Genomic DNA, 25,502 nt, shown 5'->3' on the forward strand with positions numbered 1-25,502 from the left:
CGTGTTCAAGGCCGCGGCGCAGGGCGGCGCGGCGCCGCTGGTGATCATCGGTGTGGTGGCCAGTGGGATCGCGGCCTACTTCTACGTGCGGGTGATCGTGTCGATGTTCTTCACCGAGGCAACCGACGACACCCCGCACGTGGTGGCGCCGGGGATTTTGAGCAAGGCCGCGATCGCGGTGTGCGCCGCGATTACCGTGGTGCTGGGCATCTTCCCGCAGCCGGTGCTCGACCTCGCCGACCAGGCCGCCCAGCTGCTGCACTGAATCAGCCGAGGAACGGCCGCACGGCCAGCACGTAAACGGCCAGGGCGGCCAACGGCGCGGCCAGCGGCAACCACGGCAGCTGCAGCGGGAACGACGTCGCCACCAACCCGGCGAACGTGAACCCAACGGCGCCAACGGCCGTCGGCCAGCTGCCCAGCACCACAGCGGCCGACCCGCCGACCGCGTGGCGGCACACCAGGTAGGCGGCGGCGCTCAGCCCCGACAGCGCGACGAACACGAGCGGCGGATCGGACAGCACGATGGTGACCACCGACAGCACCACCGCAAGCGTTGCGGCGGGACGAAAAGCCGTCCCCGCCACCACCGCGGCCAGGGCCGTTGCCCAAGCGGCGACGGCGCGTCCGTGCGTGCCGTCGGCGGCCAAGCCGACCATCAGCAGGCCGAATACCACCGAGAACACCGGGGCCCACAGCCGCGGCAGTGCCGCCTTGACGTCGCTAGCCACCGAGCCGTCCCCGTATCCTTCGGCGGCGGTCGGGCAGCACACCCATGGACTGCTCCAGCCCGCTATCTCCTTGCCACGACACGATGTCGACGCCGACGGTGGCCATGTCGCGATACATGGCGGAGCGCTGCAGCGTCCACATCCGGTCCACTAGGGGATCCTGCTCGCCCTCGAACGGGGACTTGTCGAGGATGTCGACGGCGATGACGACGTGGCCCCGCTTGCGGAGATCGATCAACGCGAGCGCGAATTCGGTATCGAGCAGCGTCGAGAACGCAATGACGATCGCGCCGGCCGGAACGGCCGCGCGCGGCGCCAATGTGCCTGTTGTCTTCTCGAATCGATCGCCGGCACCGAGCACCGTGTCGAGCACCCGATAGAACTGGCGCTGCCCGATGTCGGCGCCCAGCCAGCGCGGGCGGTTGCCGCCCAGGGCGACGACGCCGGCGCGGTCCCCGTGGCGCAGCGCGGTCTGCACGACCTGCGCGGCGCCTCGAACCACGCGCTCCGTGGCGTGGGTCGCCGGGCCCGACGGCTGGCGATAGGTGTCGATCAGCACCACCACGTCGGCGGCTCGATCGGTGAGGCGCTGAGTGACGTGTAGCTGGCCACGCCGCGCGCTCACCGGCCAATTCACCGCGCGCAGTTGGTCTCCGGGCACGTAGGCGCGAATGTCGGCGTATTCCACGCCGGGGCCGACGTGCCGGGTGAGGTGCGCACCCAGGCGGTCGAGTAGCTCGGTCTGCGGGATGGGCGTCGACTGCGGGGGCGTGAGGGGAAAGACGATGACTTCGGCGGCGTCGACGGTCGCCGTCCCGTACAGCAGCCCGCCGCGCGCGACCGCGTCGACCCGGGCCCGGATGAAGTACCTGCCCCAGCGTTGCGCCGTTGCCGCAACCCTTTTGGTCTGGCGGGAGTCCGAGTCGAGGACTTCGAGCTCCATCCCCTCGACGGGCGGAACCGTGACCTCGACCGCGGAAAACCCCGTTGCCCCGCCCTCTTCGGTCGCCCAGACGCGCAGCTGCGCGCGGTCGTTTTCGAAGCACCGCTGGGCATCGGGATCGCCGTGCACGCGGATCGCCGGCACCGGTCGTTGCCAGCTGACCGAACACAGCACGCCCAGCAGCGGCGCCGCGAACGCGATCAGCTGCCACCGCGCGCCGATCACCGCGACCGCGAGCGCCAGCCCCGCGCAGCTGGCCATCGCCCGCGTCAAATACGATGCGCGCCAGCGAAACTCAACCGGAGATTGGGTCAACCGGAGCCCCCGCCGGTGCGGGGCACCGGTAAGCGCCGCAGCAACTCCCCGACCACGTCGGCGCCCTGAATCTTGCGCACCCACATCTCCGGGCGCAGGGTGATCCGGTGCGCGACCGCCGGGACGGCCAGCGCCTTGACGTCCTCGGGGATCACATAGTCCCGGCCGAGCAAAAGCGCGCGGGCGCGCGCGAGTTGAACCAGGTCGAGCTCGGCGCGCGGGCTGGCGCCCACCGCCACCTGCGGATGGTGCCGCGTCGCATTGGCCAGCGACACCACGTAGTGCAACACGTCCTCGTGCACGGTCACCTGCTCGACCGATTCACGCATCGCGAGCAGGTCGTGCGCATCCACCACCTGATTGACGGTCGGTTCCACCGACCCCCGTTCGAGGCGCCGGCGCAACATCGCGGCCTCGTCCCGCTCGGACAGGTAGCGCAGTTCCAGGCGGATGGCGAACCGGTCGAGCTGCGCTTCCGGCAGCGGATAAGTGCCCTCGTACTCGATCGGATTGTCGGTCGCGAGGACGACGAAAGGCTTTGGCAGCTGGTGTGTTTCACCGTCGATGCTGACCTGGCCTTCGGCCATCGCCTCGAGCAGCGCCGCCTGAGTCTTGGGCGGCGTGCGGTTGATCTCGTCGGCGAGCAGCAGGTTGGTGAAGATCGGTCCCGCCCGAAAAGCGAAGCGGCCCGACTGCATGTCGTAGATCGTCGAGCCGAGCAGGTCCGCGGGCAGCAGGTCCGGGGTGAACTGCACGCGGGTGAACTGCAGCCCCAGCGCCGCGGCGAACGACCGGGCGATCAGGGTCTTGCCCAGGCCGGGCAGGTCCTCGATGAGGACGTGGCCGCGGGCGAGCACCGCGATGAGGATGAGCGTGAGCGCGGAACGCTTGCCCACCACGACCCGCTCGATCTCGTCGAGCACCGCCTCGCAGTGCGCTGTGGTTGTTGCGGCCGGCAGCGTCATACCTGTTCCAACTTTCGCAGAATCTCTTCCAGCGTCGCACGGCCGGGACCGGGTCGCCGGTCACCGGTCCGCGCGACGTTGTTCGGATTAACCCATTCCCACAGTTCGGCCCCGAACAGCATCTGACCGCCCGCCTGATATGCCACAGGATCTTTGGATCGCCGTTCGCCGGTCGTCATCTCGTATCTGCGCGCCAGCATCGGGCGCAGGTGCCGGTCCCAGTCCACACGGGTCGACTCCGACCACCGGATCGTCGTCTCGGTGTTGGAAAGCCAGCGGCGCAGCGAATCCCCGAGCTCGTCGGGGTCCGCCTCCGCCTCGGGTCGCGTTCCGCGCCCCAGGACGCGGCGGACGGTGAGCAGCACCAGCGCCAGGGCACCGCCCGCGGCGGCCAACACCAGTTGCCGGTCGTGCTGCATCAACGCCAGCAGCTCGATCCCGACGATGAGGCAGATGCCCAGGGCCAGCGTCCTTTTCATACGGGACTCCGGGAGCCGAGCTCGTCGAGGACCAGCTGGAGAACGCGCACCGCTACGTCGCGATGCCCCTCGTTCATCACATGCGGGCTGAATCGCGCCTCGGCGAACAGGTTCACCAGTTGCACGGCGTTATCGGCATGCAGCGCATGGTGTTCGACGGCCCGGGCCAGCACCTCGGTCGGGGTGTCGAAGTCCTGCGGGACGGCGCCGGGCACATTCGCGAGTTCGCGCTCCATCGCGGCATAACAGGCGATGATCGCCTCGCGGGGTTCCCGGCTGAGGTCTGCCATCTCGGCCAGCCCCCGCTCGGCCGCGCGCACCAGGGATTCCGACCGCGTCGGCGGCGCCGGGGATTCGGCGTGATCGTCGATGACGGCGCCCGGCTTCGCCGCGCGCCACCGCCGGCGCGACATGACGACGGTCCCCGTGACGATGATCAGCATCATCGGGACTGTGGCGGCGAGCAGGATGCCGAACATGTCCCCGTTCGCGGAATGCGGCCGCTGCGGCGCCGGGGCGTTGCCCTGCTCCGCGGGTGGAGCGCCGTTCGTCTGCGGGGGCTGAGCCTGACCGACGCCGTGCGGCGCCAACAGGCGGGACGCCACCATCACGATCACCAGCCAGGCCACGATCACCGCCAGCGCGATCAGCACCACGCGCCAGCTCGGCCGGCCCCTGCCGGTGCCGAGCATCTCGGACAGCTGGCCCGCTTGCGGCGCCGAAGCGCGCGGGTCGCGCAACCGGGCGATGACCGCGATCGCCACCAGCGCAAGCGTCACGCCGAGGGCGGCCACCACGAATAGCAGCGCCGCCCGGCTACCGGCGGCCTCGCCGCGCTCCTCGTGGTGGGCGGCCGGCAGGTAACCCCGCAGCGCGGCGGAGACGACGAGCAGCAGCACGATCAGGGCGACGACCCGCCCCGTCGGCTTGTCCATACCAGGCATTGGCATACCACTCGGTTGTTGCGGCACTGGCCTTGCCTCATCCTGGCACGTCAGGCCGCGCGTTATCCACAGTCGGAGATCCATCCACAAACCCGCGTTCTTACGTTTTTCATCGAATGCTTGTTCGATACCGTTGGGTCGTGGGTTTCCGGATGAGCGCCGAGCAGGCACGAGAGCGGATCGGCGCCGCTCTTGACGCGATCGACGCCGCGCACGACGCGTTGCGGGCGACGTCGTTGCGCCCGATACGCCCGAGGGCCGACGCGCGGCGCGCGTCTCGCCACGCGCCCCCGCGCGGTGGGACACTACGATTCGTGCCGCCATACCGCGACGTCGCCGCGTTCGACGATCGTGCCGCCGGCTACGACCGCGGCTGGCGCGGACGGCTGCATCACGAGATCGCCGACCGCACCGCGCAGCTGGCCGTGGCGACGGTCACCGCCCCCGAGTATGTGCTCGACGTCGGGTCCGGCACCGGATACCTGCTGCAACTGCTCGCCCGCCGCTACCCGAACGCCAAGCACCTCGCCGGGATCGATCCGGCCCCGCAAATGGTTTCCACCGCAAGGAGTCTCGCTATCGACCCGCGATTGAGCTTCACCCGTGGAGTAGCCGAAGAGCTCAATTATGCCGACCGCGCCTTCGACTTGGTGGTCAGCACGACGTCATTCGATCACTGGAGCGATCAGCTGACGGGCCTGCTGGAGTGCGCCCGGGTGCTGCGGCCCGGCGGAAGCCTGGTGCTCGTCGACCGGTTCTCGCTGTGGCTGTTGCCGACCCTCGCCGTCGGCCGGCGCGGCAAGGCGCGGACCAGGCGCCGCGTCGAGCGCCTGCTCTTGCAGGCGGGATTCCAGTCCCCCAAATGGCAGCGGTTGCATGCCGTGATCATCAACGCGGTCACGGCGAAGACGCGGGCCTAGTCCGGCTGGAAGGGCCGGAAGCTGCCGTCGAGCACCTGCAGATGGCCGATGGTGCGACCGGTGATCTTCGCGGGATCGACGAGTGTCAATTCGACTGCCGCCCGGGCGAATTCGTCGGCCGCGGCGGTATCCGCGAAATCGCGGGCATAGTAGGCCAGCCCCGGAGTGAGGATCGGTTTCGACGGCGACAGGGCGTTGACCGCGATGTGGTGATCGGCGAGATCGTATGCCGCGCACTGGGTCAGATGCTCCAGCGCCGCCTTGGAACCACCGTAACCGGGCAGCACGCCGCCGGTGCGGTCCGGGTACGGCCCGTCGCCGGGGATCCTCGACGCGACCGAGGTGACGTTGACGATCGACCCGCCGCCCGCTTCGATCATGTCCGGGCTCACCAGCTGCATCAGCTCGTACGCGGCGAAGACCGCGATCTCGAAATGCCGGCGATACGCGGCGAGCGGGATGCTGACGAATCCCGGCCAGCCCGGTTTCGCGGCGGCACTCGCCGGCTTGCCCGACTTGGCGCGCGGTTCGGAGCCGGGCGCCGGGGGGCGTCCGGGCGCGGTGAATGCCGCGTTGTTCACCAGGATCGTGATGGGCCCCAAGGCTTCTCGCGCCTCGCCCACCATCCGGGCGATGTCCTCACGGTCAGTCAGGTCGGCCCGGATGGCCACCGCCCGTCCGCCGGCCGCCTGGATCTCGGCCACCGTCTCGCCGATGGTGCCGGGCAACCGCTCATCCCACACCTGCTCGGTGCGGCCCGCCACCGCGACGGCGGCGCCCTCCGCCGCGAGGGCCAGCGCGATCGCCCGGCCCAGTCCGCGGCTGCCACCGGTGACGATGGCGGCCCGCCCCGCTAGGCGCCCGGTCATCGCTTCACCCCGTGCACGACGATGGCGGTGGTCTGCTCCACCCACGCATCGTCGAGTTCGTCCTCCGGGCGCAGCAGCATGCGCAGCATCGTGGCTCCCCCAATCAACTCGATCAACCGGTCCGGATCGACATCGGGATGCGCTTCGCCCCGGTCGACGGCGTCGCTCAGCCGCACCCGCACCGTCGCGAACAGGTCCGCGAAGCGCGACATCACCCGGGCGTTCAAGGCGGGATCGGCCGTCATGTCGGCCACCAGGCCAGGCAGGGCGGCGCGAACCACCGGGGTGGTGAAGACGTCGCGGGTGGCCTCGATCATCATCCGGATGTCCGCGGCGATGTTCCCGGCCGGCGCCTCCAGCGCGGTGGGCGCCACCGGGAAGGCCGCCTCGTGCACCAATTCGGCCTTGCTGGACCACCGGCGGTACAGCGCCGACTTCGTCGTTCCCGCGCGCTCGGCGACCGCCGCCAAACTCAGATTTGAATAGCCCATTTGCACAAGCAGTTCCGCGGTGGCCGATAGGATGGCCGAGTCGATACGCGGGTCCCGCGGGCGGCCGGCACCGGGGGCCTTGTCAATGGCGGACGGGTCTGCTTTCATATCGCTACCTACCGTATCGTAATTGCCGCGCCGAAGTCTCAAAGAATGGAGGCACCCGTGGCCAACGAACCCGTGCTGGACAAGGTCGACCGGCTGCAACGCTCCAGCCGAGACGTCACGACGCTGCCCGCCGTGATGTCGAAATGGCTGTCGACCGTCCTGCCCGCCGGTGCGATGCCGGAGGTGACCGTCGAGAGCGGCGTCGACTCCACGGGCATGTCGTCGGAAACCATCATCCTCTCCACTCGCTGGCAGGAGGGCGGAAAGCCCGTCGAGCAGAAACTCGTGACCAGGGTTGCGCCCGCCGCCGAAGACGTGCAGGTCTTTCCAACCTACCGGCTTGACCATCAATTCGAAGTCATCCGAAAGGTCGGCGAACTCACCGACGTACCCGTTCCGCCGGTGCGCTGGCTCGAGCCCACCGGCGAGGTGCTGGGCACCCCCTTCTTCGTGATGGACTACGTCGAGGGTGTGGTCCCGCCCGACGTCATGCCCTACACGTTCGGCAACAACTGGTTCGCCGACGCCCCCGCCGAACGTCAACGCGAACTGCAGGACGCAACCGTTGGGGTGCTGGCCAAGTTGCATTCAATCCCCAACGCCCAGAACACCTTCGGCTTTCTCGCCGACGGCCAGGACGGCGACACCGCGCTGCGCCGGCACTTCAACTGGGTGCGGTCCTGGTACGACTTCTCGGTTCCCGACATCGGCCGCTCGCCGTTGCTGGAACGAACCTTCGCCTGGCTGGAGGACAACTGGCCGGCCGAATCGGCCGCGCGCGAGCCCGTGCTGCTCTGGGGCGACGCCCGGGTGGGCAACGTGCTCTACCGCGACTTCCAGCCGGTGGCGGTGCTGGACTGGGAAATGGTCACGCTCGGGCCGCGGGAGCTCGACGTGGCGTGGATGATCTACGCGCACATGGTTTTTCAGGAACTGACCGGCCTGGCGGGTCTGCCTGGCCTGCCGGAGGTGATGCGCGAGGACGACGTCCGCGCCACCTATCAGCGACTGACCGGCGTGGAAGTGGGTGACCTGCGCTGGTTTTACGTGTATTCGGGCGTCATGTGGGCCTGCGTGTTCATGCGCACCGGCGCGCGCCGGGTGCACTTCGGCGAAACGGAGAAGCCCGACGATGTCGAGTCGCTGTTCTACCACGCAGGCTTGATGCGCCGCCTTATCGGAGAGGAGCAATGATGCTTGGTCCGCTCGACGAGTTCCCGGTACATCAGATCCCGCAGCCGATCGCGTGGCCGGGTTCCTCGGACCGCAACTTCTACGATCGCTCCTACTTCAACGCCCACGACCGCACCGGAAACATCTTCGTCATCAGCGGCATCGGCTACTACCCCAACCTCGGGGTCAAGGACGCGTTCTTCCTCGTCCGGCGCGGCGATACCCAGACCGCGGTGCACCTGAGCGACGCCATCGACCAGGATCGGCTCAACCAGAAGGTCAACGGCTACCGGATCGAGGTCGTCGAGCCGCTGCGCAAGCTGCGGTTGGTCCTCGACGAAACCGAAGGCATCGCAGCCGATCTCACCTGGGAGGGGCTGTTCGACGTCGTGCAGGAACAGCCGCACCTGATGCGGTCCGGCAACCGGGTGACGCTGGACGCCCAACGGTTCGCCCAGCTCGGCAGCTGGAGCGGTCGCATCGCCGTCGACGGCGAGGAGATCCCCGTCGACCCCGCGACCTGGCTCGGCAGCCGCGACCGGTCCTGGGGCATCAGGCCGATCGGCGAACCCGAGCCGGCGGGGCGGCCCGCCGACCCGCCGTTCGAGGGCATGTGGTGGCTGTACGTGCCGATGGCGTTCGACGAGTTCGCCATCGTGCTGATCATCCAGGAGGAGCCCAACGGCTTCCGTTCGCTCAACGACTGCACCCGGATCTGGCGCGACGGCCGCGTCGAGCAGCTGGGCTGGCCGCGGGTCAAGATCCACTACCGCTCCGGCACCCGCATCCCCACCGGGGCGACCATCGACGCCACCGCCCCCGACGGCACGCCGGTCCACTTCGACGTCGAGTCCAAGCTGCCGGTGCCCATCCACGTCGGCGGCGGATACGGCGGCGACTCGGACTGGCTGCACGGCATGTGGAAGGGCGAGAAGTTCGTCGAGCGCCTGACCTACGACATGACCGACCCGGCGACCGTCGCACGGTCCGGCTTCGGCGTGATCGACCACGTCGGCCGGGCGGTGTGCCGCGACGGCGATCGCGAGCCGGTGGAGGGCTGGGGCCTCTACGAGCACGGCGCGCTGGGCCGCCACGACCCGTCCGGGTTCTCCGACTGGCTGACCGTCGCCCCCTAGTCAGCCCGCGAACGTCGAGGAGTTCCGGGATTCTCGGGCCATCTCGCGCAACAACTCGACGTTCGCGGGTGTCGGGCGATTGGCGTACGAAATCGCGAAAATTGGGGTTGACTGGTGCGCGTGCCAAATCCGCCGTGGATTGTCGACGTTGTCGTGGTCGGTGCGGGCTTTGCGGGACTCGCCGCGGCGCGCGAGCTGGCCCGCCAGGGTCATGACGTGGTCGTCTTCGAGGGCCGCGACCGGGTCGGCGGCCGGTCGTTCACCGGCAGCGTGGCGGGCTTGCCCGCCGATCTGGGCGGCACGTTCGTCGGCCCGACCCAGGACGCGGTCCTGGCGCTGGCGGCCGAACTCGACGTCCCCACCATCCCGACCCACCACGACGGCAAGAACGTGATCCACTGGCGCGGCTGGACGCATTCCTATCGCGGCACCATTCCCAAGCTCTCGCTGACCGGCCTGCTCGACATCGGCCGGTTGCGTTGGCAATTCGACCGGATCGCCCGCAGCATCCCGCTGTCGGCCCCGTGGGACGCGCGCCGGGCGCGCGAGCTCGACGGTGTGTCGCTCGGCGGCTGGCTGCGCTCGGTGCACGCCACCGCCTCGTCGCACGACCTGTTGGCGATCGTGTCCCGGGTGACCTGGGGATGCGAGCCCGACGACGTGTCGATGCTGCACGCGGCCCGTTACACGCACGCCGCTGGTGGGCTGGACCGGCTGCTCGACGTCGAAAACGGCGCCCAACAGGACCGATTTCCGGGCGGCACCCAGCAGATCGCCGAGGCCGCGGCGGCCGAGCTGGGCACCCGGGTCGTGCTCAACGCGCCGGTGCGCCGCATCGACCGGCACGGCGCAGGGGTAACGGTCACCACCGATGTCGGCCAGGCGGAAGCCGGCTTCGTCGTCGTCGCGGTCCCGCCCGCCCATCGCGCGTCGATCGAATTCGCTCCCCCGCTGCCCGCCGAGTATCAACAACTCGCCCAGCACTGGCCGCAGGGCCAGCTCAGCAAGGCCTACGCGGCTTACTCCACACCGTTTTGGCGGACCAACGGCTTCTCCGGCCAGGCGCTGTCCGACACGGGGCCGGTGTTCATCACCTTCGACGTCAGTCCGCACGCCGACGGCCCGGGCGTCCTGATGGGCTTCGTCGACGCGCGCGCCTTCGACTCGCTCTCCCCCGAGCAGCGCCGCCACGACACATTGCGTTGCTTTGCGACGCTGTTCGGCGACGACGCCCTCAAACCACTCGACTATGTCGACCACCGTTGGGGCGCAGAACAATTCGCGCCCGGCGGTCCCACCGCCGCGGTCCCTCCGGGCTCGTGGACACGATTCGGGCCGTGGCTACGCGAGCCGGTCGGCCCCATTCACTGGGCCGGCACCGAGACCGCGGACGAATGGACCGGGTTTCTCGACGGTGCCGTCAGGTCCGGCCAGCGGGCGGCCGCCGAGATCACCGCCCTGCTATGAACTGATCCGCACGTCCTGGGTCACCGACTCGGCGAGTGCCCGCAGGTGGCGGTTCACCTCGCGCGGGTGCTCCAGCATCGAGCAGTGGCCGCCGGGCAGTTCGACCAGGCCGACGACGTTCGGTGCGGTGCCCGCGATCCGGCGGGCCTGGCTGATCGGGGTCAGCCGGTCGCGTTCGCTGCCGATGACCAGCGTCGGGACCGTCAAACCGTCCAGCTCCAGGTATCGCGACCCCAAGGCGGCCACCAGCATCCTGGCGCAACCGGCGCGCCCCGCCGGCGATGTCTGCTCGAAGAATTGGTGGACGATCCTGGCGACGCTGGGGTCGGCTTCCTTGCCCACCGCCAGCATTCCGACCAGGTAGCGGCTCGGGATGCGGGCGGCCGTGGGGATCGGGAACCCGCCGAACGCGTTGATCAGCGCGCGAGCGGCGGCCACCCGGGCCGGCGACAGGCCGCGCGGCACCGACAGCAGCTGCACCTTGCGGACCAGATCCCCTGTCGTGGTGTTGATCAGCGCGACGGCGTCGGCGCGGCGGCGGACCATGTGGCGGTAGCGGGCCGACCACGCGGCGATGGTGATGCCGCCCATGGAATGGCCGGCCAGCACGGCGCGCTCGTGCGGCGCCAGCGTCGCATCCAGCACCGAATTCAGGTCGGAAGCAAGGTGTTTCAGGCTGTACCCGTTACGCCGGGGCATACCGCTGCGCCCGTGGCCGCGGTGGTCATAGGCGATCACCCGGTAGTCGTTGGCCAGATCCGCGATCTGGTAGGCCCAGGCGCGGGTGGTGCAGGTGATGCCGTGCGCCAGGACAATCGGGTAGCCGTCGGGCGGCCCGAAGACCTCGGCGTGCAACCGGGTGCCGTCGGTCGCGTGGACGGCCACCGTCTGGCTCGGCGGCAGCACGTGGGGGTAGGGATCGACCGCGCGACCCGATCGTCGAGCACTCATCGCCGCCTCCCCCTCCAACGCGGCCTCGTCGCCGCAGTTAAGGACTTGCGCAAGCTTATCCCTAAGGTCCGTTCAGATTCGGCAAATCCGGCAAACCGTTGCGATGTGAGACGCTAACACCCGTGTACCCGATGTCCCGTCGGGAATTCATCGCGGCTACCACGGGCGTGGTCGGCGGTGGGCTGCTGGCCGCCTGCGCGCCGCACCACCCACCGTCCGCGCGGCCACCCCGACCGGATACCCGGTCGGTGCTCGTCGTCGGCGCCGGGATGGCCGGCCTGTCGGCCGCCCGCAGCCTCGCCGATGCGGGGTGGCCCGTTCGCGTGATCGAGGCCCGCGACCGCATCGGCGGCCGGGTGCACACCGACCGCGACTGGGGTGTACCGCTCGAGATGGGCGCGTCGTGGATCCACGGCACGGCGGACAACCCGCTGGTGCAGCTGGCGCGCCAAGCGGGAGCCCAGTTGGTCACGACCGACTATTACAGCTGGGCCAAGCTCGTGATCGATCCCAAACTTCCACCGCTCGACTACGACCCGACACTGTGGCGCGTGTTCGTGGAGCGGGCGCGCTACCAAGTCGACTCCGGCAGCCTGGCGGCCGCCGTCAACGCCGCGGCGGGCGGTGCAGCGCTGTCGACCTCGGACCGCGCCCAACTCGCCTTCTACCTCACCACCGAAATCGAGGACGAGTTCGCCGCCGACGCGGATCAGCTGTCCGCCATCACCTTTGACGAGGGCGACTACAGCGGCGGCGATCAGGCCGTCATCACGAACGGCTACGACGCCGTGCCGAGGCTGCTCGCCGACGGACTGCGGGTAGAGCTGAACACGCCGGTGACCGCGATCGCGCGGCGCGACGACTCCGTCGTTGTGCGGACAAAGGATCGGACTTTCCAGGGACCCGCCGCGATCGTCACCGTTCCGCTCGGCGTGCTGAAAGCCGGTGCTATCGCTTTCGATCCGCCCCTTCCCGGCCCGCATCGCCGCGCGGTCGACGCGTTGGGCTTCGGTGTGCTGTCGAAAAGTTTCTTCCGGTTCAACAGGCGCGGCTGGACGGTGGGCAACGCCTTCTATCAATACCTCGCCGCCGACAGCGGCCCGTGGGCCCAGTGGTTCAGCCTCCCGGCCGCCGCGGGACCAATCGCGTTGGCGTTCAACGCCGGTGACCGCGGCCGCGCCGTGGAGGCCTCCTCACCCCGGGAGCTGATCGCCACCGCCCTGCCGATTGCTCACCGGCTGTTCGGCGAGGACGTCTCCCCGGTCGAGGTCAGGACGTCGAGCTGGAGCGCCGACCCGTATGCGCGGGGCGCCTACTCTTTTCACGCCCCCGGCTCCGGCCTGGATGACAGGCGCCGGCTGCAGGAACCGATCAGCGACCGCCTTTACCTGGCGGGCGAGGCGGTCGGCGTCAGCAATCCGTCCACGGTGCACGGTGCGATGGCCAGTGGCCGATACGCCGCCGAGGAGTTGATGCGCCGGCTGGGTCGTTAGGAGGCAAGCCCGCGGAGCCGCGTCGACGCGTCACGCTGCGGTTCGTGCTGGCGGGCCGGGCCCGACACCAACCGGCGGCGGGCCGATGTGACGCCTTCGATGTGCGCGAGGGCCGCAGCGAGCGAGTCCGCCATGGGCAGGCCCAGTTCGGGCAGGACCCGCGTGAGCCGGCGCAGCGCCACGCCGCCGACGATGCAGCACCGCAACCCGGCCCGGCGATGCTCCTCGGTGAGCAGCAGCAGCGCTCGCAAGCCGGAGGCCGCGAGGAAGTCCAGGCCGGCGAGGTCGAGGACCAACGGGGCCCTGAGCCGCGAAAAGCGGCGTATCGCCTCGGCGATGAGCTCGGTGTTGGACGCGTCGACCTCGCCTTCGATGCGCAAGATGGTGGCCACGCTGCGGGCGTGGACATGGATTTGTGCTCCGGCGCAATCGATTTGGTAGCGGTTACGGGGTTGTCCAAGCAACCCGGCTGTATGTCGATCGGGTGTACGAAGATCGGTTGAAGCAGTCATGTTGAGTGCGCCCTTCAAGGGGATGGTAGTGAGCAGGGCGAGCGACGACGGTGTCCGAATGGCGCCCGTTGATAACGGCAGCTGGGGACTCAACCTGGCTACAGCCTACCGGCTAAAGCGGCCGCCCGTACCCATGAGCGGCACCGGGATTTTCGGACGACCCCGAAATCGGCGCTCAACCAGGCGGTTTCGCTTCGGTTCTGCGGGAGAAAAACTTATTCCGGCGTGTTCGTTCGAACGCGCCACGAATGTGGTGTCGGCGGGCCTGACCTGGGGCTTAGCGGCGTGTCGTCGTCACGGCCGCGATGTCATGCGCCGGAGCGTGGTGTGCGGGCTCTGGCCGTATGTCTGGCGGTACAGCACCGCGAACCGGCCGGTGTGTGCGAAACCCCAGCGCTGGGCGATTTCCGTGACCGTGGTGTTGGACGGCGCCCCGGCCAACAACTCTTGATGTGCGCGGTTGAGGCGCACGCGCCGAATGTATTCCGTTGGCGTGCTGGCGAGTTGACGACGGAAGAGGTACTGCACCGCCCGGGGGGTCAAATGCACGGCCGCCGCGACGTCGTTGATGCTGACGTCCTCGGCGGCGTGACGATGGATGAAAGACACGGCGTCCTTCAGCGTTTCGGGGAGCGCGGGCTCGTTGGCCAGGTCGTGCTCGGTGAGGTTGGACTGGTAGCACTCGAGCAGCGCGCCGGCCAACAGCGGAGCGAGCCCCGCCACGATGATTGGCTGGTGGGCGGTGTCGGGGCCGGCCAGGGTCAACACCACGTGGTCCAGCGTCCGGTGCCACGCACGCACGGCCGCGCGCGAGCGCGGGCGCCAGTCCAGGAAGTGGATCTGCTGGGGTAGCGGCGGGCGCCAATCCGCGGCGACCTTCTGCAGCACGTCCGGGGCGATGCTCACCACGTCGAACCGTGCCCCGTTGCACTGCAACACGCACGGCATGTCCTGGGCGACCAGTATCGGAAAGTCCACGGTGGCGGGGGAACCGCCCGCAACACTCATCGAACCCGCGCGAGGCTGGATAACGGCGACCGTGTCGGAGGCCGGAATCTCCACCGCGACGCGACCCTGAATCGTCACGTCGTCGACCGTCAACGAACCCGCCTCGCAGCGGCGATGGGAAACGGTCGAGCGGCCTGTGAGTCCGGTGATGCGCCAGCCGGGATGGTAGGCCCTGGCAAAGAATTGGCGGGCGGTCTGCGCATCGATGGTGCGGAACTGGTCGTGCCGAAGTGCCGGGCCCGAACCACCCGCGCGCCGGCCCGCGTCGCCCGCGAGTTCAGCGCCGGCTGCGGCTTGGCCCGCTCCGAGGGGTTGACTCACTGCACCGGCGAGCACGCCGGTGCCGGTTTTGTCAGTGGCGCTCGTCATGGTCGTCATAATCGGCGTCCCCTAAGGGCCGTGCACGGTTTCATCATTGCATCACCGGACACCCGATGACTGCAAGCGCCGCGGCGCCAGACAGGGGGCTCCCACCTGTTGATAGATGTTCTGTGAGTCAAGCGCGATCCGATCCCAGGCATAACGCGACAGCGCGCGGCTGCGGCCCGCCGCGCCCATGCTCTCGCACTGGAAACTCTGCGCCAAAAGGTTTCTCAGGGCAGCTGACAAACCGCCGGAAGTCTGCGACGAGAGCACGAGCCCGGTGACGTTGTCCACCACCGCGTCCTTGAGCACCCCGACGCCGAAGGCCACCACCACGACGCCGCTTGCCATCGCCTGCAGCACCGTCGTCGCGCGCGGTGGCTGTCGCGGCGTGCACGCGACCACGTCCGCGGACCGCAGCAGCATCGGCAGTTCGTCACCGACGACCGTGCCGGCGAACCGGACCCGCTCGGCCACCCCCAACTTGGCGGCCTGCTGCTGCAGCCCGGCCCGCGCCTCGTTGTGATCGGGCTCGGTGGCTTCGGTCTCGGCAATCACCAGCTCCGTGGCCGGAATCCTGGGCAGCGCCTTGATGGCGATGTCCAAGCCGTTGCAGGGCATGGGATTTGGCGCGAGGCAGAGGACGCGATGCAGGTCGGTGCGGGCCAACGCCGGGCCGCGTGAGTTGTATCGCTCCACGTCGACCCCACTCGTCAAAGCGGACACTCGGGCCCGGCTGCGGCGCAGCCGGCTCAGGGCGTCGACGTCGTCGCCGCTCTCCCCGGTCACCCACGTCGCGCTGCGCGCCAGTAGCGGTTCGATGCGAAGCCGTTCGCTGTCCGTCGGCTCAACAGCGGCGCCCCTGGGCTTACAACTGGCGGCCAGTCCCAGGAAACTCTGGACGGTAGGGACCGCTTGCCGCCGGGCGGCCAGTTGGGCGGCCAAACCGCCGAGCCAGCCGTACGCGTGCACCACGTCCGGCCGTTCGGCTGTCCACTCGCGCGCGAGCGCACCCGCCCAGTCACCCACGTAAGGCAGTACCTCCGCGGCCGACGTTGCTGTGGGGGGCCCGACGGGCACCGGTACCGTGCGGTGGCCGTTGCTGGTTTCTGCATGTCGGCGGCCCGGGCGCCGGACGAATCCGGTGACCTCGTGCCCGCGGGCCGCGAGCGCAGCGGACAGTTGCTGTGGGTCGTCACCGACGATGTCGTCGCCGCTGACGATCGCAATCCTCACTTCCCACCCCCTTTTCGTCGTCCTTGGCGTGGTGGCGTACCCGGCCCCTTATCGGCGAAACCGCGGTGAGCCCGGCCTTCGCCTGCCGCGCGCTCATTTCGCATCATGGATATCCGGCGCGGCTCGGATGCGAAAGGATCGCTCGCGGGACTGTGGTGCGGCCGTCCGTTTGGGAAACTGGAGAGGTGGCAAGCGACGTGCAGCGGCCCGTCGTCGAGCTGGTGGTCCTGCTGGCGTCGGCGGGTGGCCTGGCCGCGCTCTCGACGGTTCTGAGCGATCTGCCGACCGACTTTCCGGCCGCCGTCGTGGTGCAACAGCACCTGGGCGACCACGACAGCGTCCTGCCGGCGATTCTTCGCCGGCTGTCCGCGCAACCGGTCAACTGGGTGCGCGACGGGCAGGTCGTGGGGCCGGGACAGGTGCTCGTGTGCCCGCCGGGAAACAACCTGGAACTGACGCCGGGCGGCCGGTGTCGCCTGATTGCGATGAAGGACCTCGGGCCGCGACGCTTCGACGTACTACTGCGGTCGGTGGCCGAATCGTACGGACCGCGCTGCGTGGTCGCGGTGTTGTCCGGTTCGGGGCACGACGGGGCGGCGGGCACCGCCGCACTGAAGCGGGCCGGGGCCGTCGTCATTGCGGAGAGCCCGGACACCGCCCTGTACCCGTCGATGCCGATGGCGGCGGCGCGGGCCGGGGCCGATCTGGTGTTGCCCATTCACCGGATCGGCGGCGCCCTGGCCGACATCGTGGAGGGCGCGCCGGTGCCCGAGCCACAGCCGGGCGACGGCAAGCCGGTAGCCCAGGATGCCGCCCAGGCGGACGACCTGGGGCCGATGCGCGATGAGGCCGCCAACACCGCGGCGTGCCGCGCCGAACTCGCCGGACTGCGCGCCGCCGAACTCGGCCGCAGGCGCAGGGACCTGTCGGCGGGATCCCGGGCCACCGCCCAAACGGTGGAAATGGCGCGCCGCCGGGCCGCCGAGTCGCGGCGGCGGGCGCAGTTGGCCCACCAGGCGGCCGAGGAAGCGGCCGCGCGATGGGGCGGCTAGCTCACCACCTCCATGAGCAGAAGCGCGCCCCCGACCACCCCGTCGCGCGAACGAAACGAAGTGCACGTGACGCGCACCCGGGTCGGCCGTCCGCGCCGGTTGACCCCATCGACTTCCGCCTCACCTGAGCCGTCGGCGTCCACGAAGGCATTGCCGATGAGCGGCCGCACGCTGTCCAATGGCATTCCGATGTCCAAGTCGGTCAGCCTGGTTCCTATCGTCTCGTCGGACCGCAGCCCCCACAGCTCTTCGCAGCCGCGGTTCCACAGGATCACCTTCATCTCGCGGTCCACCACCACCATTCCCATGTGGACCGAGTCGATCAGCGAATCCAGGAAGTTTTTCGACTCGTCCAGTTCGAGGCTGCGTTCCCGCAACATGTCGTTGATGGTGTGCAGCTCGTCGTTCGTGGACTGCAGCTCCTCGTTCATCGTCTCGAGTTCTTCGTTGGTGGACTGCAGCTCCTCGTTCGTGGTCTCCAGTTCCTCCACGGTGGACTGCAGTTCCTCGTTGGTGGTCTCGAGTTCCTCGTTGGTGGACTGCAGCTCCTCGTACGCCGCTTCCAGCTGGCGGTTGGTATGCACGACCTTGTCCAGCAGGGCGCGGGTGGCGCTGACGTCGAAGAACACGATCGACACACCGAGCAGGCCATTCTCGGCGTCGACGAGCGGATTGACGTGGATTTCAAACCACACCGTCTCGGCGCCCGGCCGCTGCCATTTCACGTCCTGGATTCGCGCCGACCGCCGTTCCACCTTGGCCTGTTCCAGGTAGGCGCGTAGCTCTACCGGTCGGTAAGACACTTCCAGGTCGCGCAGCAGCCGGCCGATGTCGCGCGCCGAGAGCCCGAACAGGGTCTCGGCCTGCTGGTTGATCATCGCGACGGTGTCCTCGCCGGTGACCACGATCTGGGCCACCGGGCTGGCGCGAAAAGCCAAGTCGCGCACCGTGGTCAAACCCGTCAGGTCGACGTGGCGTTCGTAGAAGGCCCCGGCGGGGTCGTAGCGCTCCACGCCGGCGTGACTTCCGAGCGCCTTGCGGAAAATTCGGTGCTTCAGATTGAGCGGGGTGAACCGGTCGCCGTGGCTGAGCAGCATCTCGGCGTGCCCCAGGAACAGCGTGCCCTGCGGTGCGAGTGCAAAATGCAGGCGGCCCAACACGTTTCGCTGTGTCTCGGCGTTGAGGTACATGAGCGTATTGCGGCACACCAGCAGGTCGACGCGCGAGATCGGCGCGTCTTTCACCAGATCGTTACGGCCGAAGATCACCGCGCGGCGCAGATCTTTGTGAAAAACATAGCGGCCGTTGACCTGTTCGAAATAGCGCGACAGCAGTTTAGGCGGCACCGACTCGACGGCCTTGGCGTCGTAGGACGCGGCGCGCGCCTCGGTCAGTGCGTCCTCGTCGATGTCGGTGGCGTAAATCTTGACCCGTTGCCGGAATGCTTCGGCACCCAGGTTTTCGGCCAGCAGCATGGCGAGCGTGTAGGCCTCTTCCCCGGACGCGCACCCCGCGCTCCACACCCGGATCGGGTCGGCGGGACCGCGCTCGGCCAGCATCCGCGGAATGACTTCGGAGCTGACGTAGTCCCAGGCCTCCGCGTCGCGGAAGAACGCGGTCACGTTGATGAGGATGGTGTTGAAGAGCGCCGCGAATTCGTCGGAACTGGCCTGCAGAAAGTCGAGGTATTCCTCGAAGGAGGTGTAACCGGCCTGATCCATCCGGTGCCGAACGCGGCGCATCAAGGACGTGCGTTTGTAGCCGGTGAAGTCGAAGCCGCGAGAATCCCGCATGTAGCGCAGCAGGGCTTCGAAAGCCTCGTCAGTCGTTCCGTCCATCCAAGTCCCGTCCGCATTCAGCGTCGCCGAAGGACTTGAACATTACTCGCGGTCGTCAGAATTGATTCTCGCGACCGACCAGGGCCCAGACCGTCTTGCCCGTCGACGTGGGGGTGCTGCCCCAGGTTCGGCACAGTGCGGAAACGATCGCCAGGCCGGACACGACCTCGGCGCCGCGGTCGGCGTCTTCGTGCCGGCTGGGCAGGCGGTCGCTGCCATCCTCCACCGCGACGGTGACGTCGTCCCGATAGCTTTCAACTATCAGCGCCGGCGCACTGTCGGTGTGGTCGAGGACGTTCTCGATGAAGACGGTGGCGACCGTGGATGCGACCGGAATCACCTCGAAGTTCTCCCATTCGGTGAGCCAATCCGTGACGAGCGCGCGGGCGAGGCCGAGGCTGGCGGGTGAGCGCGGCAACTCGGCGCGCGCCCGCCGCCGAACTTGCGTCGACTGGCTGCGGACCGCGTTCAGCGCTGACTCCCGACTGGGGTGGACGGGCACGTATCGCGCCACGCCGCCCGCGATGATCGATCGCCGCACGCGGGGTTCCGCGCAGACGAGCAGGATCGGGACATCGGGCCAGGTGCTGACATGCCAGCGCGCGCTCGTGAAAACGGTCCAGGCCGAGGTTGTCGGTACGCAGAGCCGGTTCACGTCGACGATCACCGCCTGCGGCTCGTCGAGCGCGGCCTTGATGACGGTGTCGCGGACGTGCCGATAGGTGGAGCTGTCCAGCACCCCGTCCACCACGAGGATCGGCACATCCTGGTGTGCCTGGGTGTCGATGCGGATCGCCGGCTCGTACTCAGCCATCGGGATCACCGCCGCCCGACAATCGGTCACTGAGCACTTTCAGCGCACGCTCGGTTTCTTCGGCGAGGCCGGTGTAGCGCCGGTTGATCAGACCAGGGCCCGTTTTCTCCGCCAGTTGCCGCGCCAATCGTGCCTTCTCCTGCAGGCTGCGCAGGGCCACCCACAGCGCGCCCTGGATTTCGTCGTCCCGCGCGGCAAGCAGCGCGTGGGCCGTCCAAGCGTGACCGACCTGGCAGCGGAAGTTGCGCTCGCTGATGGAAACCAGCGAGCCGTTGCAGTCCGGGCAGGTGTATCCCGACGGCGCACCGAGTTCTCTGGTGTCGAGATCGGTCGAGAATCGCGACATCATGGCGATGCGATTCTCGAGCTCCATGCCGGCGTCGCGCTCCATGTCCGGCTCCTTGATCTCTTGTTGCGACAGCTCTTTCAGCAGTGCGCCGATGTCCGCCGCCGCGGCCTGCCGATCCACGACCCCGGCGTCGCGGGCGTTGGCCGGCAGCGCGACGAACAACGCGTCTTCGGCCGACTGGCCGATGGTGGTGCCCCCGCGCGAGCGGATCGCGCCCAGGCCCAGCACACCGTCATCGAGCACGCCTGAGAGCAGGGCGCCGATGGCGCGCGGGCCGAAAGCCAGCGCGACGGAACGGAACATCGCGTTGATCGCGGGTCGGTGTCCGTTCTCGGTCGGCCCTTGCGACAGCATCAGGCCGTGGTCGGCAACCAGCAGGTGGCGGTCGGGCGGGGCGACGTAGATGCGCGCCGGTTCGAGGTCGGCACCGTCCTCGGCCGTGACGGCCGGCAAGGGGCCGCTGCGATCGACGATGCGGGCCAGGGCGCTTGGCCCGCCGGCGGGGATGTGCAGGGTGACCAGGTACGCGTACGGCAGGTCCGGCGACAGCCCCGCCGCCAGCCTCGACAGCGCTTCCACTCCCCCCGCGGAGGCGCCGATCGCCACCACGCCGCGCAGGTCGCCATCGTCGCTGTTCACCGTAATCACCACCCCTCGACTACCCGCGTCAATGCTAGATAACCCACTTGACCACGGATAGTTCTCGCACGAAGACATGGGTTTTCACCCGGGCGCGGGCGGGCATTCTGACCAGGACGTCAGGGATGTCTCATCGTGAACAGGAGGATGAACCATGCCGAATTCGTCGATCAAGAACGAGAAGTTGTACCAGGACCTGCGCAAGCAGGGCGACTCGAAGGAAAAGGCGGCCCGGATCTCCAATGCGGCAGCCGCGCGGGGCAAGTCCTCCGTCGGGCGCAAGGGCGGCAAATCGGGGTCCTATCAGGACTGGACCGTTCCGCAACTCAAGAAGCGCGCGAAAGAGCTTGGCATCTCCGGGTATTCGAGCCTGACGAAAGACAAGCTGGTCGCCAAACTGCGGAATCACTGATCCGTGAGGCCGAGCCGGTCGACCAGCACCAGGAAGGCGACCGCGTAATCGTTGTCGGCGGTGCAGGCCGTGATTCGATCCCAGTCCAGCCGTTCGCGGACCGCGCGCACGGCCGGCAGCAGCCTCGCGAAGTCGCAATGATGCTCACCCAGGGCGCGCAGTTGCTGGATCAGCACCATCGTGGGCGGCAGCACGGGCATCCTGATCGCCAGCACGTCGTGCTGCTCCGCGCAGTCCAGTACTGAGGGCTCCACCCGCACGCCGTTGACGCGGTGCAGCACGTCGACGACCGTTTCGCCGGTGCGCGCCTTGAACAGCCAATCCTCCGGCGGCCGCTCGACGGCGAACCCGGCATCGGTCAGCGTGGCCACGGCGTCGTCGACGTCGGCCTCGGCCACCACCAGGTCCACGTCGTGCGTGGGCTCGGGCGCACCGTATGCCCACAGCGCATAGCTGCCGGCCAATGCGAACCGAGGGCCGTTCTCCTTGAGCGCCGATGCCGCGCCGCGCAGCGCGTCCCGCAACTGCGTGTTGGACGCGGGGGCTTCGGTAGGTGCCATGGTGCATAGGTCATACCCCGCTGGCGGCGGGCGCAACCTGCGCGGACAGGACACCAGAGTTGGTAAGCCCGTTTAACTTGCGGCCATTTGGGAAAGTCTTGATGTTGTGTCAACCGCCTGGCTCCGCGCCTATGATGCCGCCGCCGTCGTGGTTCCTGCCCACAATGAGCGCGAGAAGCTGCCGACCTGCCTACGCGCGGTGCTCACCGCCGCGCTGTGCGCCCCCGTCCAGGTCACCATCGTCGTCGTGCTCGACGACTGCGATGACGGCAGCGACGAGTTGGCCGGCGAGTATGGGCCCGACGTGCATTTCATCAGCGTCGACGCGCACAACGTCGGAACCGCCCGGGCGGTCGGTTTCGGCTACGCGCGATCACTGTTGGGGGACGCTCGGTGCTGGTATGCCACCACCGATGCCGATAGCCGGGTTGAGCCCGGCTGGCTGGTGCATCAGCTGGAGGTTGGCGCCGACATGGTCCTGGGCGTGGTACGGGTCACCGACTGGCGCCAGCACGGTGCTGACGTCGTCGACCGTTATCTACAGTCCTACCAGGGTAATCCGATAAACGGCGACGGGGATCACGAGCACATTCACGGCGCGAACATGGGTTTCAGCGCGCGCGCGTACTGGCGGGTCGGTGGCTTTCGCGTTCTCGCCTCCGGCGAGGATGTCGACCTGGTCGAGCGCTTCGAGGCCGCCGGCCACCGCATCCACCGCGACACCGAACTTTCCGTCATCACGTCGGCACGAACCCAGGCTCGGGCGCCACACGGGTTTGCTCACCACCTCAAACTGGGGAGATCGGCGGCGGGTGATTGCGCGTGACGGCGGGATTGGTCATGCACTGGCTGGAGTCGGGACGACTCGAGCTGCCTCTGCCCGCCTCCGGGCGCACCGCCGAACGCTGGCAACGCCTGGCGTCGCTGGCCGAGGAGAACATCGTGGCGGCCCGGGTCGCCGAAGCACACGTGGACGCCGTCGCGATACTTCACGAATTGGGCGGTAAGCCACCGGAATCCGGCCAGCTGTGGGGCGTTTGGGCGGCCGAGGCGCCGGACGCGGTGCTGACGGCCACCGATGTCAAGGGAGCGTTCACTCTGACGGGCACGAAGGTCTGGTGCTCGGGTGCCGGGTTTTGCACTCACGCGCTGGTGACAGCCCGGCTCGAAGACGGAAGACGAGGGCTCTTCGCCGTGCAGGTGACCGACCCGAGCGTCAAGCCGTTGCCCAGCACCTGGTGGAACGCCGGGATGGCGGGCAGCGACACCCGGCCGGTGCAGTTCACCAATACTCATGCCGTCGCCGTGGGCGATCCCGGTGATTATCTGACCAGGCCGGGCTTCTGGCACGGCGCCATCGGGGTGGCCGCCTGTTGGCTTGGGGGCGCACGCCGGGTGGCAGATCCCCTATATCGTTGCGCCCGAAGCGAATCCGCGGACGCCTACTCGTTAGCTCACCTCGGCGCCGTGGACGCCGCGCTGGCCGCCAGCGACGCGATCCTGGCCGCGGCGGCAGCACAGGTCGACTCCGACCCGTTCGACCGGACCGGGACCGCGCAACTGCTGGCCCGCCGCGTCCGCACGGTCGTGGAACACGCGGTCGACGAAGCCATCACCCGCACCGGCCGCGCGCTGGGGCCGGGTCCACTTTGCCAGGATGGACGGCACGCCCAGCGGGTCGCCGACCTGAGCATCTACATCCGGCAAAGCCACGCCGAGCGCGATCTCGCCGAGCTCGGGCAGCTCGCTGGCCGCCAGCACTGAGGTCGCCGTGAGAACCGCGCCGACCAGTAACAGTGCCCGGTTCGCGGCCAAGCCGCTGACCTACGGCGGCACTCCGGCGCCGTTGTGGCTGGCCGCTTTTGAGCGCGCCCCCCTGCCGGCACTGGATCCGGCGGGACTCCAGCGCCTGATCGTCGTCGCGCCCCACCCGGACGACGAGACCCTCGGCCTGGGCGCGACGATCGCCCAGCTGGTCGCGGCCGGCACCGACGTCCGGGTGGTGTCGGTCAGCGACGGCGGTGCCGCCCAGCCCGGAACGACCGTGTCCGGCCGGATTCGGCTGTCGACGACTCGCCGATACGAAATGCGCAGGGCCACAAATATTTTAGGGGTTCCACCCCCGATGCGGCTGGGGTTGCCCGACGGCGAGCTGGCCCGCCACGAGGAACGGCTCACCGGGGCCCTCGTAGAAATCCTGCGGACCGCGGGGCCCGGCACCTGGTGCGCCGCCACCTGGCGCGGCGACGGGCATCCCGACCACGAAGCCGTAGGACGCGCGGCCGCGGCGGCGTGCGAATGCGCCGGCATCGCGCTACTGGAATACCCGGTCTGGATGTGGCACTGGGCCACCCCGGCCGACCCCGTGGTCCCGTGGGACCGCGCCCGCTCGGTCCCCGCCCCCGGCTGGGCAGTGAATCTCAAACGCCAAGCCGTGCAATGCTATCGGAGCCAATTTCGGCCCGGCCGCGGCGGAACCACGCCCGTATTGCCGCCGTTCGTTCTGCAGCGACTGCTCACAGTGGGAGAGGTGATCTTCCAGTGACAACGCGGTTGCCCGATGCCTACTTCGACCGGATGTACGCGGGCGCCGACGATCCCTGGCAGCTCTCGACGAGATGGTACGAGCAACGCAAATACGCCATCACCCTCGCGCTGTTGCCCACCCGCCGGTACCGGCACGCTTTCGAACCGGGCTGCTCGATCGGCACTCTCACCGCGGAGTTGACGCGGCGCTGCGACCACGTGACGGCGGTGGATGTGGCCGATGCGGCGCTCCGCGGAGCGGACGCCCGGCTGCGCAGGGCCGGCTGTCGTGACCGGGTGACGCTGACCCGGTCGTCCTTAGACGCGACATGGCCGGACGGACCCTTTGACCTGCTGGTCCTCAGCGAGGTCGCCTACTACCTGCAGGCCGAGGCGCTGGCTGGGGTGCTGCGTCGCGAATGCCCCCGGCTGCAGCGGGGCGCGACAATCGTTGCCGCGCACTGGCGGCACGACGTGGCCGATTACCCGCTGACCGGCGACGCGGCGCACGACATCATCGCGCGTACGCCCCGGCTGCGATCTGTGGGCCGTTACGAGGACCGCGACGTCATCGTCGAGGCATACGACACCGGAGACGGACGGTCGGTGGCGGCCCGCGAAGGTGTGCCCGGGGCGCGCTGACCACGACGCTGCCCCACGACTGCACGGACGGGAAAGTGGGTAGGAGAAATCCTATGCGTGTGGCGACCTTCAACATCCTGCACGGCCGCACCGTCGGTGACGGGGTGGAAATTCAGCGGCTGCGCGACTGCGTGCGCCGGCTCGATCCGGACGTGCTGAGCCTGCAAGAGGTCGACTGTGATCAGCCGCGGTCCGATCGCGCCGATCTGACCGCCGTGGCGGCCGAGGCCATGGGAGCCGTGGAACACCGCTTCGTGGCGGCCATTTCCGGCACCCCAGGGGCGACGTGGATGGCCGCCACCGGTCACGAGCAACCCGGCACCGCGGCCTACGGAATCGCCTTACTGTCGCGCTACCCGGTGGCCAGCTGGCAGGTGGTGCGGCTGCCCCGCATTCCGATGCGCTTTCCGATGTACCTGCCGGGCCCCAACCGGGTGATGGTGGTCGACGAAGAGCCGAGGGCGGCGGTCATCGCGCAACTGCACACGCCGATGGGCGGGCTGACGGTGGCCAACACCCATCTGTCCTTCGTGCCCGGGTGGAATCGCCGCCAGCTGCGCCGGCTG

Annotated in this window: 27 protein-coding genes and 1 pseudogene; 13 read left to right on the forward strand and 15 right to left on the reverse strand. The window is 68.9% G+C overall.

The genetic code is table 11. The features are described 5' to 3' along the window. Window positions 1–265, forward strand: a pseudogene (locus tag A5711_RS16015) (NADH-quinone oxidoreductase subunit N); the annotation flags it as partial. 1 nt (window position 266) lies between these two features. Here A5711_RS16015 and A5711_RS16020 read toward each other — a convergent pair. The 5 genes from A5711_RS16020 to A5711_RS16040 form a co-directional block, all read right to left on the reverse strand. Next, a complete protein-coding gene (locus A5711_RS16020; RefSeq protein WP_231972170.1) occupies window positions 267–659 on the reverse strand; it encodes a hypothetical protein in 393 nt (130 codons plus the stop codon). A gap of 64 nt (window positions 660–723) precedes the next feature. Then, window positions 724–1,935 carry a DUF58 domain-containing protein gene (locus tag A5711_RS16025; RefSeq protein WP_156673430.1) on the reverse strand — a complete coding sequence of 404 codons (1,212 nt, stop codon included), beginning with the start codon at window positions 1,933–1,935 and terminating at the stop codon, window positions 724–726. A 50-nt stretch (window positions 1,936–1,985) separates the two neighbouring features. Beyond that, window positions 1,986–2,954: a MoxR family ATPase gene (locus A5711_RS16030; protein WP_067948153.1), complete on the reverse strand. Its 969-nt coding sequence runs from the start codon at window positions 2,952–2,954 to the stop codon at window positions 1,986–1,988. Further along, window positions 2,951–3,433: a hypothetical protein gene (locus tag A5711_RS16035; RefSeq protein WP_067948154.1), complete on the reverse strand. Its 483-nt coding sequence runs from the start codon at window positions 3,431–3,433 to the stop codon at window positions 2,951–2,953. The genes A5711_RS16030 and A5711_RS16035 overlap by 4 nt, the downstream gene beginning before the upstream one ends. Beyond that, window positions 3,430–4,377, reverse strand: a complete 948-nt coding sequence (locus tag A5711_RS16040; protein WP_067948156.1) for a DUF4129 domain-containing protein — start codon at window positions 4,375–4,377, stop codon at window positions 3,430–3,432. Before A5711_RS16040 ends, A5711_RS16035 begins: the two co-directional genes overlap by 4 nt. 140 nt (window positions 4,378–4,517) lie before the next feature. On the opposite strand from A5711_RS16040, the gene A5711_RS16045 reads away from it, so the two are divergent. Next, window positions 4,518–5,297 (forward strand): class I SAM-dependent methyltransferase, encoded by a 780-nt coding sequence (locus A5711_RS16045; protein ID WP_197520808.1) that lies wholly within the window; start codon window positions 4,518–4,520, stop codon window positions 5,295–5,297. On the opposite strand, the gene A5711_RS16050 is transcribed toward A5711_RS16045, so the two are convergent. After that, window positions 5,294–6,166 (reverse strand): SDR family NAD(P)-dependent oxidoreductase, encoded by an 873-nt coding sequence (locus tag A5711_RS16050; RefSeq protein WP_067948160.1) that lies wholly within the window; start codon window positions 6,164–6,166, stop codon window positions 5,294–5,296. The genes A5711_RS16045 and A5711_RS16050 overlap by 4 nt on opposite strands. Beyond that, entirely contained in the window at window positions 6,163–6,765 is a 603-nt protein-coding gene (locus tag A5711_RS16055) for a TetR/AcrR family transcriptional regulator (protein WP_067948163.1), read from the reverse strand. The genes A5711_RS16050 and A5711_RS16055 overlap by 4 nt, the downstream gene beginning before the upstream one ends. Window positions 6,766–6,822: 57 nt before the next feature. On the opposite strand from A5711_RS16055, the gene A5711_RS16060 reads away from it, so the two are divergent. From A5711_RS16060 to A5711_RS16070, 3 genes are all read left to right on the forward strand, one after another. After that, window positions 6,823–7,959 (forward strand): phosphotransferase family protein, encoded by a 1,137-nt coding sequence (locus A5711_RS16060; RefSeq protein WP_067948191.1) that lies wholly within the window; start codon window positions 6,823–6,825, stop codon window positions 7,957–7,959. Then, window positions 7,959–9,074 (forward strand): hypothetical protein, encoded by a 1,116-nt coding sequence (locus A5711_RS16065; protein ID WP_067948189.1) that lies wholly within the window; start codon window positions 7,959–7,961, stop codon window positions 9,072–9,074. Before A5711_RS16060 ends, A5711_RS16065 begins: the two co-directional genes overlap by 1 nt. A 120-nt stretch (window positions 9,075–9,194) precedes the next feature. Next, complete coding sequence (locus tag A5711_RS16070; protein ID WP_067948193.1) at window positions 9,195–10,541, forward strand: flavin monoamine oxidase family protein; 1,347 nt, start codon at window positions 9,195–9,197, stop codon at window positions 10,539–10,541. Here A5711_RS16070 and A5711_RS16075 read toward each other — a convergent pair. After that, on the reverse strand, window positions 10,536–11,492 hold the full coding sequence (locus A5711_RS16075) for an alpha/beta fold hydrolase (RefSeq protein WP_067948165.1): 957 nt from the start codon (window positions 11,490–11,492) through the stop codon (window positions 10,536–10,538). The two genes, A5711_RS16070 and A5711_RS16075, sit on opposite strands and share 6 nt — an antisense overlap. Before the next feature lie 131 nt (window positions 11,493–11,623). Here A5711_RS16075 and A5711_RS16080 point away from each other — a divergent pair, with 131 nt between their 5' ends. Further along, window positions 11,624–12,985, forward strand: a complete 1,362-nt coding sequence (locus A5711_RS16080; protein WP_067948167.1) for an NAD(P)/FAD-dependent oxidoreductase — start codon at window positions 11,624–11,626, stop codon at window positions 12,983–12,985. On the opposite strand, the gene A5711_RS16085 is transcribed toward A5711_RS16080, so the two are convergent. From A5711_RS16085 to A5711_RS16095, 3 genes are all read right to left on the reverse strand, one after another. Continuing rightward, window positions 12,982–13,377 (reverse strand): STAS domain-containing protein, encoded by a 396-nt coding sequence (locus tag A5711_RS16085; RefSeq protein WP_197501102.1) that lies wholly within the window; start codon window positions 13,375–13,377, stop codon window positions 12,982–12,984. The genes A5711_RS16080 and A5711_RS16085 overlap by 4 nt on opposite strands. Before the next feature lie 414 nt (window positions 13,378–13,791). After that, entirely contained in the window at window positions 13,792–14,883 is a 1,092-nt protein-coding gene (locus A5711_RS16090; RefSeq protein WP_067948169.1) for a helix-turn-helix transcriptional regulator, read from the reverse strand. Between the two features lie 42 nt (window positions 14,884–14,925). Beyond that, entirely contained in the window at window positions 14,926–16,104 is a 1,179-nt protein-coding gene (locus A5711_RS16095) for a glycosyltransferase (RefSeq protein ID WP_067948171.1), read from the reverse strand. 185 nt (window positions 16,105–16,289) lie between these two features. On the opposite strand from A5711_RS16095, the gene A5711_RS16100 reads away from it, so the two are divergent. Next, window positions 16,290–17,156 carry a chemotaxis protein CheB gene (locus A5711_RS16100; RefSeq protein WP_231986965.1) on the forward strand — a complete coding sequence of 289 codons (867 nt, stop codon included), beginning with the start codon at window positions 16,290–16,292 and terminating at the stop codon, window positions 17,154–17,156. Here the strand turns inward: A5711_RS16100 and A5711_RS16105 are convergent. From A5711_RS16105 to A5711_RS16115, 3 genes are read right to left on the reverse strand one after another with little or no spacing between them, the layout of a single operon-like run. After that, on the reverse strand, window positions 17,153–18,994 hold the full coding sequence (locus A5711_RS16105; protein ID WP_067948175.1) for a CheR family methyltransferase: 1,842 nt from the start codon (window positions 18,992–18,994) through the stop codon (window positions 17,153–17,155). The genes A5711_RS16100 and A5711_RS16105 overlap by 4 nt on opposite strands. 55 nt (window positions 18,995–19,049) lie before the next feature. Next, on the reverse strand, window positions 19,050–19,808 hold the full coding sequence (locus A5711_RS16110) for an STAS domain-containing protein (protein ID WP_067948199.1): 759 nt from the start codon (window positions 19,806–19,808) through the stop codon (window positions 19,050–19,052). Next, complete coding sequence (locus A5711_RS16115; RefSeq protein ID WP_067948197.1) at window positions 19,801–20,805, reverse strand: chemotaxis protein CheB; 1,005 nt, start codon at window positions 20,803–20,805, stop codon at window positions 19,801–19,803. Before A5711_RS16115 ends, A5711_RS16110 begins: the two co-directional genes overlap by 8 nt. Window positions 20,806–20,950: 145 nt before the next feature. Here A5711_RS16115 and A5711_RS16120 point away from each other — a divergent pair, with 145 nt between their 5' ends. Continuing rightward, complete coding sequence (locus A5711_RS16120; protein WP_067948177.1) at window positions 20,951–21,208, forward strand: Rho termination factor N-terminal domain-containing protein; 258 nt, start codon at window positions 20,951–20,953, stop codon at window positions 21,206–21,208. On the opposite strand, the gene A5711_RS16125 is transcribed toward A5711_RS16120, so the two are convergent. Beyond that, complete coding sequence (locus A5711_RS16125; RefSeq protein ID WP_067948179.1) at window positions 21,202–21,768, reverse strand: nucleotidyltransferase; 567 nt, start codon at window positions 21,766–21,768, stop codon at window positions 21,202–21,204. The two genes, A5711_RS16120 and A5711_RS16125, sit on opposite strands and share 7 nt — an antisense overlap. A gap of 106 nt (window positions 21,769–21,874) precedes the next feature. Here A5711_RS16125 and A5711_RS16130 point away from each other — a divergent pair, with 106 nt between their 5' ends. From A5711_RS16130 to A5711_RS16150, 5 genes are all read left to right on the forward strand, one after another. Then, window positions 21,875–22,594, forward strand: coding sequence for a glycosyltransferase family 2 protein (locus tag A5711_RS16130; RefSeq protein ID WP_067948181.1), 720 nt, complete (start codon window positions 21,875–21,877; stop codon window positions 22,592–22,594). Next, window positions 22,591–23,532 (forward strand): acyl-CoA dehydrogenase, encoded by a 942-nt coding sequence (locus A5711_RS16135; RefSeq protein ID WP_067948183.1) that lies wholly within the window; start codon window positions 22,591–22,593, stop codon window positions 23,530–23,532. Before A5711_RS16130 ends, A5711_RS16135 begins: the two co-directional genes overlap by 4 nt. A 7-nt stretch (window positions 23,533–23,539) precedes the next feature. After that, window positions 23,540–24,313, forward strand: a complete 774-nt coding sequence (locus A5711_RS16140; protein WP_067948185.1) for a PIG-L deacetylase family protein — start codon at window positions 23,540–23,542, stop codon at window positions 24,311–24,313. Further along, on the forward strand, window positions 24,310–24,936 hold the full coding sequence (locus A5711_RS16145) for an SAM-dependent methyltransferase (RefSeq protein WP_068012292.1): 627 nt from the start codon (window positions 24,310–24,312) through the stop codon (window positions 24,934–24,936). The genes A5711_RS16140 and A5711_RS16145 overlap by 4 nt, the downstream gene beginning before the upstream one ends. 53 nt (window positions 24,937–24,989) lie before the next feature. Next, on the forward strand, window positions 24,990–25,502 hold a 513-nt coding region (locus A5711_RS16150), incomplete at its 3' end, for an endonuclease/exonuclease/phosphatase family protein (protein WP_067948187.1).

This window comes from Mycobacterium sp. E2238, from assembly GCF_001672665.1.
GTDB lineage: Bacteria > Actinomycetota > Actinomycetes > Mycobacteriales > Mycobacteriaceae > Mycobacterium.